Origin of the sequence: Mesorhizobium sp. M7A.F.Ca.CA.004.12.1.1, assembly GCF_003997835.1 — a bacterium.
Lineage (GTDB): Bacteria > Pseudomonadota > Alphaproteobacteria > Rhizobiales > Rhizobiaceae > Mesorhizobium.
This window is the reverse complement of record NZ_RZRK01001293.1, coordinates 1-996: the sequence shown is the minus strand read 5'-3', so window position 1 is coordinate 996 and position 996 is coordinate 1. Positions and strand designations below refer to the sequence as shown.

1 protein-coding gene is annotated in these 996 nt (G+C 62.3%); it reads left to right on the top strand.

Annotated features, from left to right (window positions below; translation table 11 throughout):
- Nucleotides 1-99: 99 nt before the first annotated feature.
- Nucleotides 100-996 (top strand): ATP-binding cassette domain-containing protein (locus tag EN984_RS35895; RefSeq protein WP_164765979.1); only part of this gene is annotated, 897 nt, incomplete at its 3' end.

Here is a 996-nt window from a genome sequence, read left to right as displayed (position 1 = left end):
CCTTCTTCCTCGTCTCGACGCTGTTCGCGCTGAACTTCGTCGGCGACGGCCTGCGCGACGCACTGGACCCGAGAGATCGATAAGATGGGGATCGCTAAGATGGCTGCTTCCGAAACGATCCTCAGCGTCAAGGATCTGCGTGTCCGCTTCCGCACGCTCGACGGCGCAGTCGAGGCGGTGAAGGGCATCAGCATCCACGTCAATGCGGGCGAGACCGTTGCCGTGGTTGGCGAATCCGGGTCCGGCAAAAGCCAGACGATGATGGCGGCGATGAGCCTGCTGGCATCGAACGGCGAAGCGACAGGCAGCGTTGATTATCGCGGCCGCAATCTTCTGACGCTCAGCAAATCCGAGCTCAACCAGGTTCGTGGCCGCAAGATCAGCATGATCTTTCAGGAGCCGATGACTTCGCTCGATCCGCTCTATTCGATCGGCAACCAGTTGATCGAGCCGATCCGCCGGCACCGGGGCCTGAATGCCGCCGAGGCGCGGGAAGAGGCGCTCAAGCTGCTGCGGCTGGTGCATATTCCCGATCCCGAGCGGCGGATGAAATCCTATCCGCATGAAATGTCCGGTGGCCAGCGCCAGCGTGTGATGATCGCGATGGCGCTCGCCAACGACCCTGACATATTGATCGCCGACGAGCCGACGACGGCGCTCGACGTGACCATCCAGGCGCAGATCCTGATGCTTCTGGCCGAATTGCAGCGCAAGCTCGGCATGGCGATCGTCTTCATCACCCACGATCTTGGCATCGTCCGCCGCTTTGCCGACCGGGTCTATGTCATGCGCCAGGGCGAGGTTGTCGAGGAGGGGGAGGCGGAGGCCATCTTCGTCAATCCCCAGCATGCCTACACGAAAATGCTGCTGGCGGCCGAGCCGGCCGGCAGCAAGCGGCCGCCGCCCGCCAATGCTCCGGTGCTGCTCGAAGGTAGAAATGTCGAAGTGACGTTCAGGATTGGCGGCGGGTTTCTTGCTGGTGAACCGCTGATGCTG